This window comes from Planktothrix serta PCC 8927 (genome assembly GCF_900010725.2).
GTDB classification, from domain to species: domain Bacteria; phylum Cyanobacteriota; class Cyanobacteriia; order Cyanobacteriales; family Microcoleaceae; genus Planktothrix; species Planktothrix serta.
The window spans coordinates 23,226-34,046 of record NZ_LR734825.1; the positions used below are offsets into that span (position 1 = coordinate 23,226).

At 37.3% G+C, this 10,821-nt stretch carries 9 protein-coding genes; 7 read left to right on the forward strand and 2 right to left on the reverse strand.

The annotated features are described in order from the left end of the window. Positions 1-141 precede the first annotated feature (141 nt). From PL8927_RS01630 to PL8927_RS01645, 4 genes are all read left to right on the forward strand, one after another. Positions 142-369: a hypothetical protein gene (locus tag PL8927_RS01630; RefSeq protein WP_083616895.1), complete on the forward strand. Its 228-nt coding sequence runs from the start codon at positions 142-144 to the stop codon at positions 367-369. Then, a complete protein-coding gene (locus tag PL8927_RS01635; protein WP_083616897.1) occupies positions 359-775 on the forward strand; it encodes a putative toxin-antitoxin system toxin component, PIN family in 417 nt (138 codons plus the stop codon). The genes PL8927_RS01630 and PL8927_RS01635 overlap by 11 nt, the downstream gene beginning before the upstream one ends. A gap of 147 nt (positions 776-922) precedes the next feature. Further along, positions 923-3,025, forward strand: coding sequence for a tRNA-guanine transglycosylase DpdA (dpdA, locus tag PL8927_RS01640; protein ID WP_083616899.1), 2,103 nt, complete (start codon positions 923-925; stop codon positions 3,023-3,025). A 76-nt stretch (positions 3,026-3,101) separates the two neighbouring features. Then, positions 3,102-3,950, forward strand: coding sequence for a hypothetical protein (locus PL8927_RS01645; protein WP_083616901.1), 849 nt, complete (start codon positions 3,102-3,104; stop codon positions 3,948-3,950). On the opposite strand, the gene PL8927_RS01650 is transcribed toward PL8927_RS01645, so the two are convergent. Then, entirely contained in the window at positions 3,947-5,032 is a 1,086-nt protein-coding gene (locus PL8927_RS01650; protein ID WP_083616903.1) for a DNA sulfur modification protein DndB, read from the reverse strand. The two genes, PL8927_RS01645 and PL8927_RS01650, sit on opposite strands and share 4 nt — an antisense overlap. 120 nt (positions 5,033-5,152) lie before the next feature. On the opposite strand from PL8927_RS01650, the gene PL8927_RS01655 reads away from it, so the two are divergent. From PL8927_RS01655 to PL8927_RS01665, 3 genes are all read left to right on the forward strand, one after another. After that, positions 5,153-5,395 (forward strand): hypothetical protein, encoded by a 243-nt coding sequence (locus tag PL8927_RS01655; RefSeq protein WP_083616905.1) that lies wholly within the window; start codon positions 5,153-5,155, stop codon positions 5,393-5,395. A gap of 104 nt (positions 5,396-5,499) precedes the next feature. Further along, positions 5,500-7,908, forward strand: a complete 2,409-nt coding sequence (locus PL8927_RS01660) for a UvrD-helicase domain-containing protein (RefSeq protein ID WP_083616907.1) — start codon at positions 5,500-5,502, stop codon at positions 7,906-7,908. 9 nt (positions 7,909-7,917) lie between these two features. Then, positions 7,918-9,135: a PD-(D/E)XK nuclease family protein gene (locus tag PL8927_RS01665; RefSeq protein WP_083616909.1), complete on the forward strand. Its 1,218-nt coding sequence runs from the start codon at positions 7,918-7,920 to the stop codon at positions 9,133-9,135. A 487-nt stretch (positions 9,136-9,622) separates the two neighbouring features. On the opposite strand, the gene PL8927_RS01670 is transcribed toward PL8927_RS01665, so the two are convergent. Next, on the reverse strand, positions 9,623-10,621 hold the full coding sequence (locus tag PL8927_RS01670; RefSeq protein ID WP_083616911.1) for a hypothetical protein: 999 nt from the start codon (positions 10,619-10,621) through the stop codon (positions 9,623-9,625). Between the last annotated feature and the right edge of the window lie 200 nt (positions 10,622-10,821).

Below are 10,821 nucleotides of genomic sequence, written 5' to 3' on the forward strand. Positions count from 1 at the left end.
CTCAAGGGTTTTGGTAAGTGGTTAAAGGGCAGACAATCATAAGCTAGTTGATCAAACTAAAGTAGTGTAAAATATTCCTTTCATTGTTATAGGTAAAATAGACATTAGACAAGTTGCCATTTCTTAACTCCATAACCCACCATGAATCAAAAAACCTATCAACTTCCTCTAACCTTCGAGCAAATTCTTAACCTTGTCCTCCAACTTACAGCACAAGAACAGGAACAACTTATTCAACAAATCAAGAAAAACTCTCCCAAAAATCAAAATGGAGACTTACTGAGTGTTTGTGACCGAATCGGCAGAAATGCCCAAGCCAAAGGACTAACCGAAGACATCCTAGAAGAATTACTCGCCGATGAATCCTAAACTCATTGTTATAGACACTAATGTTTTACTGAGTGCTGCCCTGAGTCCAAATGGAACAGCCCGTCAAGCCTTAGATAAAGCTTATCAACACTTTAAAATCGCTCAAAGTAAAGAAACTTACAAAGAATTAAAAACCCGAATTTACAAATCTAAATTCAATAAATATATTTCGGATCAAGACCGAGAACAATTTTTAGAAGTCGTTAAAAAATCTAGCCAATTTATAGAGATTACATCGGAAATCAACATCTGTAGAGATCCAGACGATAATAAATTTTTAGAACTGACTAAAGATTGTAACGCTGAATATTTAATCACCGGAGATCAAGATTTGTTATCCCTCAAAACCTTAGCCGAATATCAAAACCAGATTATAACTCCCAGGGATTTTCTAGCTGTTGATTAGTTCACATTGATAAAGGATAATATTTAACAACTTGCTCAGGAGTCAGACAACATCCGATTCAATGAGTCCAGACGATAAAATTAAGGAAAGTGATCGCTATCCTTACCTTGCAAGTCTTGGGTTATAGACGAGGTAGACTAATTTTCAATGATTGCTCTCAATGTCCCCATAGCGACTTCTCAGCTTCTCCCTCGTATTTTAGTGGTGACTTCTTGCACTGGAGAAAAGCTCTACAGCCCAAAAAACCAGTTAACACTGGCAGATTTCCAAGATCCAGTTCGGCTCCAAAAGCGATCTGAAGAACTCTCGGCTTATCAAGTTCCAGCAAGGCAAATGTATACTGGAACCCAACATTTACAAGTGATGGAAGGGGTCGAGAAGTTACGACGCTCTTTTGGAACTCAGGTGGTGAATGTTGTTATTGTTAGTGCTGGGTATGGCTTAATTTGGGAAAATCAAGAAATTGTCCCCTATGAAGTAACGTTTCAGAACATGAATAATTCTGAAATTGATGAGTGGGCTAATACTTTAGAGATTCATACCCAATTAGAATCTACAATTTCCAATTATGACTTAGTGTTTTTCCTATTAGGAGCCAACTATCTTCGTTCCCTTGCATTACCTTTTAAATCTAGATCTGATCAAACTTTTATTTTTTTAGCGTCTGGGAGTAGTCAGCAGTTTATTTCCGTACCAAATTCAAAAAAATTTATTTTACCGTTATCCAATGCAGAAGCTAAAAAATATAGCTATGGTTTAGTTGGCTTAAAAGGATTTTTATTTAAACAATTTGCTTTTAAAGTTGTTCATGATTCCAAATTGCTACAAACCGTTACTCATCAACCGGAAAGTTTGGGAAAAATTTTAGATACTCAACCTATACAACTTGAACTGCCTTTAAGCTTACCCAAAGTTTCCCCTCAACAGAAGCAGAAATCAAAAAAATCTAAGGGAAGATACTCAGATGGATTAATATCTATTCCTCATTTACCGCCTGCGCCTAATATTTCCTTGGGAATGCAATATTTTATTCCTGAATGGGATGATCGGGTAGATCCAAATTTTAATTTTAAAACAGATACTTTAACCCCGAAAAGAGAACCCTATGAAGATTGGTATGCTCATCAAATTTATCCTCAACCTAACTATGATGGAATTTTAGTCTCTAAGGTTGTCGTAGATAAAAGCCGGAAAAAGAAAAACTATGTTGAAGAATTCGGAATTCATAAAGCTTTACGATATCAAGGAGAAATTTTAGGAGATTGCGGTGCTTTTGGTTATATTAAGGAAGAAAAACCTCCTTATAAAACAGAAGAAATTTTGGATTATTATACTGGCTTAGGTTTTAATTATGGTGTCAGTATAGATCACTTAATCGTAGGGGATTTTGCTAAACCTGGAAGTCGAGAGTTTCGATTTGGCTTAACCTTAGACAATGCTTTAGATTTTATTGAAAAATGCCGAGAACGAGGATACGAAAAATTTACCCCCATTGGTGCGGCTCAAGGATGGAGTCCTGAATCCTATGCTGAAGCGGTTAAAGAACTGATTAATATGGGTTATGAGTATATTGCTTTAGGGGGAATGGCTCGAACGCCTAGTCAAGATATTATAGATGTTTTAATTAAAATTCAACCTTATTTAAAATCAACAACACGGTTACATTTATTTGGTGTCGCTCGACTAGATGCAATCCCAGCATTTCGCCATTTAGGTGTTACCAGCTTTGATTCCTCTGGCCCTTTAAGGAGTGCTTGGTTAGATCCTGATGCCAATTATCAAACTATAACAGGAAAAACCTATGCCGCAGTTCGGATTCCTCCTGTTGGTAAGAATGGTTTGCGTGTTAAGCAAGTTGTAGATGCTGGTATAGCAGAGCGGGAGGAGTTAAAAAAGTTAGAGCAAAACTCTCTCAATGCGATTCGAGAATATGACAAAGGTAGGTACTCTTTAGAAGAAACATTAGAGGTTTTATTAGCTTATGATTACCTGTTGGAACTTCCTCGAAATGGTAAAGTTAGTCCCGTTGCTGCGGAAAGACGACAACGCCAGCACGCTATAATGTATCGAGAACTTTTGGAAGATCAACCCTGGAAAAAATGTGATTGTGTGATTTGTCAAGAACTAGGAGTTGAAGTAGCTATCTTTCGAGGAAATGATAGAAATCGCCGCCGAGGATTTCATAATACTTATGTTTTTTATAAACGCTTTAAAGCATTAATCCAAAGCTTGCAGAACAAGTTAGATTAATTTTAAAATTATTGATTTAGGATATAATAAATTTATCGGAATATCCTGCTAACCGATAATGAATTTTATCTAAAATATGTTAATCACAGATGGTTTAGATAGAGAATTTTTACCTGTTTTTTCTCTCAATGACTTTCGATTGCTTAAAAGGTTAGATAATCTTGAAGGAAATTATGGGATTTTAGCTCCTATCTCTTGCTATCCCAAACTGTTACATCGAATTCGAGAGAGAGGCAAACCTTTTTTTATTGATAGTAATATTTTTAAGAATTATGAGTATCCTTGGTATCAACAGCTTCAATGTGAATTTAAACAGGGACGTTGGATTAGAGAATATCGGTTAGCCGATGAAAATCTATTACGTCAAAAAGTCAGAGATTATTTAGCAAAGTGTGATCAGTTTAGTCCTGATTATGTTTTTGCTCTCGATATTCTAGGTGAACCTTTATTGTCGCTTTATTTAGCTCGATTGAGTTGGGAAGAATATTGGCAAAAATCGAGAAGTTATAACTTAATTGGGGTTGTTCAAGTGGGATATTCTCTCTACAATTGGGCAAAACCATTGATTCCGCAACTTGACTCGTTACCTCCCCATTACAACTCTCCTAAAAGCTTTCTAGGAACTTTAATCAGTGAATACCGTAACATAGGTTATCAACATATTGCTTTAGGGGGTCTATTAAAACTTGAAAAAACGATATCAACAGGTTTGAGATTTGGTTTATTACCCCATGAACTCGATGAACTTTTGAGTTGGAGCCGACCTAATTTTGTACTGGGAGGATTAGCTTTAGGTCGTGTAGAAGTCTTAAGAAAACACCGAGTTTGGGCTGATTCAACGGGTTGGTTATGGTGGGATGCTCGTTATGAACCAGAAAGGTTTAGTCAGCGTAATGCTTTACAGGAAGTCTCGGCTTTTAACTAAACTGAAATAGGCACTAAACCCACAAACTCGCATAGAATTTTATGGCAAGCACTGATAGTAGTTTTGGTATTGGAAATAATGGGTTCTCCGCTACCTCCAATACTGGTAACACCTCGTTCATGCCATAACTGATTATTTTTCTGCCAATCAATTTCCCGTAATCGACTTAACCATTTAATTAGTTCCTCACTCGGTACATTTTCTTTATAAAGATCATGAGCTAACATTCCCAAAGCTTGGAACACAACTGCCGATACTGCTAATGACTCCTGTTTTGTTTCAAAGCGCTCTTCTGGGTTTTGAGGTCTCCAAGGATCATCAGGAAGAATTGAGGCAACTCCTGCCCAAAATGTTGCCGTCCAATCCATTAAAGGTTCTAAATTATCCTTAGATTTAAGATGAGGAAATGTATATTGAGTCGCCTTGACTAAGGTTGAGAAAGTTAGCAATTTAGAACTTTTTCCCAAGTTATTTTCCACCATTTCTACATTATTACGAAATTGGGGAACTCGCTCTAATAGATTTTTAGCAATTAAAACGAAAGGCGAGCGGCGATCAAAGGTATGGGACAGGGATACGCTAGGTCTTTGCACTAACAGGTTTTGATCACGAAATGCTTGCCGTTCATCTTCTAGGGACAGTCCCGCATACAATAAAACTCCTACCTCTAGTTGAGAAACAGGGGTAGGGTTTAGCAGGGGATGATCTTCAATCTCTTTGAGAGCCAGACGAATACCGAAGCATCGATGTTGACCGTCGGTGAGTCGCAGAGATACGGAATGGTAAGGAAGAGAGATATATCCATTCTGATAAACAGGTGCAGGTTGGACATTAACGCAAATCGGCGGGAAAAATGTTGTGCCATCTTCATAAGTTTCCAAAATGTATTGAGCGATCGCTTTAACACGGGTTGGGTTCAGTTTCCGTTGAGCTAAGTCCGGTAAATCAGGATCATTGGGGACATAAAGATGGTTGTCATTCAGTAACCGGGCAATATCGCCAAACGTTAGCGTCCCTACATAACTTTGATGCTCCTCTTTTGACCCACGCTGCACAGGAACAGCCTTCATCACAAGCTCCATAATTAATTCCTCGTTTTGCAAAGGTAAACCACATAGCTTGTAACCATGTATACATGGTGGCAAGTATCCTGTCAAGACCACTAAAATACAAAGGTTATTTATTGATAGAAGGAATAAGCTTTGCCTTCAACAGTTCGTGTTCCAGTTGACCTTTACGAAGATCTTCGCCAAATCCGACTTTCACTCGAAAGCAAATATCATGGTGCTGCACCTACTATACAAGACCTAGTTAGTGTTGCTATGAGGCGTTTTATATTGGATTGGAAAAATCCTGATATTAAAAGTGAACTGCTAACAGAATTATTAGAAAGCCGTAAAGTAGCTCGTTCTCAAATGGGAAATAAAAAAGAGGAAACGAGCTAAATTTTTATTCTAACAAAAGTGGCTACAAAATAATCTTGTAGTTAATTGATTAAAGAAATCTTTTAATAAATTCCACCCAGTATCATAACCAGGCTAATTCAATCATGCCACTGACTTACAATGATTTTCGAGTTTGTGTTCAAGCTTCCGTAACTAAATTTACGCAAGGATGGTTGAATAATGAACAGAATGATGCAGTTATAGCGCCACCATCACCACCAGTATTTATTGTCGCTGGGCCAGGTACAGGAAAAACTACTGTATTAGCTCTACGGGTACTCAAACATATCTTTGTTGATGGGTTTTCGCCTAATAGTATTATGGCAACAACGTTTACAAAGAAAGCTGCATCAGAATTGCGATCGCGTATTTTGTCATGGGGAGTAGCAACTCAACAAGAAGCGATACGCCAAGCTCAAACTAATGGGAATTCGCAGAGAGCCCAATGGCTCCGGTCTCTTGATATTAATCAGGTAAAAACTGGAACTCTGGATTCTTTAGCTGAAGAAATGATAACTGATGATCGCCGTCCTGGTGAAATTACACCTACTGTAATTGAAAGCTTTATGGCAAAAGGATTGTTGCGAAAGAATGTAATGTTCTTAAGGGGACGACATAATAACAATACATTAACAACACACTTAAACAACTTTAACAATCAATATTTTGGTATTAACTCTTTGAGTAGTAAGCTCAAAGTTTGCCATTCGTTTGCAGATAGAGTCTTACATGATGCCGTAGATATTAATAGTTATTCAACCCAAGGTCAAGGACATCAAATACTTGCAGATATTGTAAATGATTATCACAATTATCTCATAACTCATCAGCTTATGGATTTTGCTCTTCTTGAGCAAGAAATACTTAATCGTCTTCAAGGAAGAAGATTACAGTCAACAACGCAAAATCTAAGGGCATTATTAGTTGATGAGTTTCAAGATACCAACTATCTTCAAGAGCAAATCTACTATCTCCTATGTCAAAACTCCGATGCAGCCCTTACAGTAGTAGGAGATGATGATCAATCCATTTATCGTTTTCGAGGAGCTACGGTTGAGATTTGCGCTAATTTTTCTAATCGAATCCAAACGGTTTTAGGAACTCAATGGAACCCGATCCGAATCAACTTAATTAATAATTATCGTTCCACTGAAAGAATTGTTGAATTATTCAATCACTTTATTGCAGCAGATCCAAATTTTCAAGGCGCACGTGTTCCCAATAAACAAGCTTGTATTGCTTCTGCTAATTGGGTTAGTAACCCAAGCCAGAATATTCCAGTTTTAGGAATTTTTCGCAAAGACGTACAAATACTGGCTAATGTTATTAGTACACTATTAAATGATATTTTTCGTGATAATGGAAGAACTATAACTATCTCAGGAAATCAACAATTTACTATTCAATGTAATTCTAATGGTGGTGATTTTGGAGATGCAGTTTTATTAGCTGGTAAAGTACAGGAAACAAAATATAATGGAAATCCACGTTTACCTTTACTGATTCGTCAACAGCTTCGGAATTCTGGGGTAGATGTATTTAACCCTAGAGGTCGTGATTTTGCTACTATTCCAGAAGTTATGCAATGTCTTGGAATTATGCTTGAGTGCATTGATCCTAATGGAAGACTTCAAAACTCAATTACAAGTATCAAACAAGGAACTAGAAATACCCTGAACAATTGGCGAACTGCTGGGATACAATTTGCTCAATCTAATCCAGTACCTAATCAACCTAATACTAACAGCCTTCAACAATTTCTTGCTGACTGGGCTAATCGAAACGCACCAAATATGAGTCGCTGGCCTAGTGAATGGCCTTTGTTAGAATTGTTATTTACGGTTGTTACTTGGTTTCCTCTTTTTCAAAGAAGCCCAGAAGGGCAAATTTATGTTGAAACTATCGCTCGTACAATTGTTGAAGCTAGTCAAGTCTCTAAATATCGATCTGCAATTTTATCAGGTACAAATTATGATGATAATTCTGTTAAAGATGCAATTAGAGAAGTTTTTGAACCAATTGCTGAAGGGGATGTAGATGTAGATGAAGAAATTATGCCCTACGTTCCTAGATCTGTTTTTCCAATTATGACGATTCACCAAGCTAAAGGATTAGAATTTCCTTTAGTAATTGTTGATGTTGGTAGTGATTTTGCCACAAACCATAAAGAACAAAGATATGTTCGTTTTCCTGACCAAACTTCTGATTTACATCTTACAGAGGATGAAATCGCTAATTTTTCCCCTGTAGGCCAAGCCAGATTACAACGAACAGGAATCGATAGAGCTTTTGATGATCTTACAAGACAGTATTTTGTTGCTAAGAGCCGACCTCAAAATATTTTGATTCTTGTTGGATTAAGAACTCAATTGACATCGAGACCAAAACAAAATTCTTATCAAGTCCCATCCGTTGCTACAGGGGATCTAAGGAACGGTGGACGTACATATCAATTCATAGATGCTGTCAATTGGACACCTAATCATCCAGCTAATACCATTATATTAATTTAGGAGAATACTATGCAACTTCCAAGCCGAGATCTTCCTTTTGAAGTCCCTAAATATAGCCTAACTGGAGATGTTTTATCTTATCAAAGATGTGGACTACAATATCGTTACTATAATCGTAGTTCTCTTCCACCATCTCGTCCTGTTCAGCTTTGGACAGGTGAATTTGTACATGGAATGATGGAAGAGATGTATCTTCATTGGCAGCAAAATCGTACCCCTTTTCCTTGGCCTTCTAATCAAACTCCTTGGGGGGGAAGCTTTTCCACTTCACCTAATCCCAATAGAGTTAATTATGATCTAGGTGTATTAGGAGATCAAGTAGAGGCTCGACTTAGAGCATCTGGCAAAACTCCACGAAATAGAGAGGCTAGAGATTCTGCATATCGTCGTGTTGAAGCAGCGATGAACTTACTTGTACCTCATTTATTTCCGCTTATCACTGCGGTAGAAGAAAAGTTGAGTAGTACAAGGCTAATGCCTATTGCTGGCATTAATGCTCCCCCAGGACAACAACCTCGCGGTGATCGATATGAACTTACGGGGGTGGTTGATGTTATATCCAGTGTTTCATTAATTTCACAACAGGATAATCCATTAGTACAAATGATTAATAGTCAAATTCCAGGGCTATCTGGTCAATTTGATGTGATTGTAGATTACAAAGCAGCACGTCGCCCCCCAATGACACCACCTCCTAATAGCAAACCCTATTGGCAACATGAAGCTTGGCAAGTACAAACCTATGCTTGGCTTCGCGCCCAACAACCTAATACTAATCCTGTGAGGGCAGGAATACTAATCTATGTAAATGAATTATCTCCCTCTCAGACTGATTTAAACGAATTAAAGCGAGAAATTAACCAGGGATTAACAGATATTTTCCCTAGTTCTGGTAGTGCTGACGATTACGCATTAGGTACTTGGCAATCAGGTTATGGTCAACCTCTTCCAAGTTTTACAAATAGTTTTCTATTACAAAGAGCAATCAGAATTGTTTCTGTTGACCATACAGAAATTAATCAAGCAGTTACCGAAATAGACAATGTAATTGCTCGAATAGAAGGATGCGCTCTACATGAAAATGTGACAGGAAATATTCCTAATAATTGGAATGCTGATGGTGGTGATGGTGACTGCGATGCCTGCGATTTCCGTCGATTTTGTCCGAGTCCAGCATCAACTCGTCAAACGGGGCAACCTCCTCGCCCACCAGTTGCTCCTGGTTAATTATTGACTTTTATTGAGTTAAAATTGGGGTAAAAGCAAATGTCTTGGGAAAACCTTGAAAACATACTTAGTCTGTTACTTACTGAATTAAACCAGCAAAATTCCGTACAATCTCCCCAAGAGATTTGGGATTCCTATCAAAGTCAAATTCAATCTCTTATCGGTGAACACCCTCAAGAATTTGTTACCTTGTTAATTCACTAACTTCAAACTGTAACCCTAACATTTGAAATGTGGGCATCTGATAACGGTAAGAATCATTTCCTAGAAACGTGACATTGGAGCCAAGAAAAGATAAGTTTCCTTCTCTGGTAAAACTTGTAAATATGACGTTTGTGAGATGATTTATTTTTTAAGATCAGTTTGTGCATTCTTTCTTAGATTAGAAATCATCATCAAACCCATGTTTTAATGGGTCTGAAGTTAGTGATCGCCTCGCTTTTGATGAACATAGTGCATTTTTTTCTCTTTTATCAGGTTCTTACAGCTAATTTTTTTGAATTGCATAACAGAAATGACCGATCACAGGAGGATTTTTTTCCATTAATTCCGTTGTCAGAGTTTTTAATCCTTTCAAAAAATCAGATAAATTATGAGTTTTTGAACCATCATTTTCACCATTTTCAATGGAAACACTCCACTCTTCCCACCAAGCCGGTTCTTGTAAACTCTTAGCTACCACATCAACAGTGAACAAATAAATTCCGGGTTCTGGGAAAGAGTCAGGTCTAAGAGTAGTGACAAAACTCAACTGATTATCAGTTTGTTTCCATTCATTGAGTTGCAGTGCTGTTTTTGCTGGAGAGTTATTAGATTGATCTTTAAATTGTTTTTCCCATATATCAAAAGCTTTAATTTTGAAGTTAACATCAATAGAATTAGGCTCTAGGGTTAAAGCGTAGTTTACAGGATTCAAAACAACGTTATAATTAATTTTAAATTCTTCAGTAGAATTTCTATCTATTTCCCAAAGCTGAAAATTTTCATTGTTCTCTACTTCTACTGATATTTTACCATTATTAAGAGAATGGGGTTGCTTTAAGTCTTGTGGGAGTGGTTGTTCAGCCTCACTAATAGAGAAGGGTTTACTGACTAGATTCTCTGGGGAAAAAATGATGAATTTGCTGTCTTCTAGTAACTGACCTCCATCACGTTTGAGTTTGTCAAAATAGTAACTAATATCCTTGTAAGGCCCTAAAAATAGAATATAAAAGGGACGAAATTGTTCAGGCTTTTTCCCTTCAGTTGTATAAGGAAAGGTTTCTAATGTGTTTCCTACCTCGTGGTATACAGTACCGTTAAATTCACTTTTGATTGCTACAATACCAACTGCATATCCTTTTCTTTCCTGATTGAGATAAGTTTCTTTAATTTTCTTGTTGAGCAAAGTCACATCTTCGTTATTTTGATAGAGATCAGTGACCATTACAAAAAGTTTATCTCCATTTTCGGGAGGGGTAATAGCAGCATCAATTCCGCTTGACACCCCAGCTTAGGAATTTGCTTTTTGGGTTGATTCAAATATTAGATGTCCCCAAAATTATCGGTCTAAAAATCAATAAAAATCAAGGATGTTAAAATCCCTGGTTAAAGTCAACTGAGAGGGATGCAAGTCAACAACCCACCACTGACTTGAGTTATTGTTCAGTGGGGGCTTGAAATACAGCCCTAGTTGACCCGCCTAAG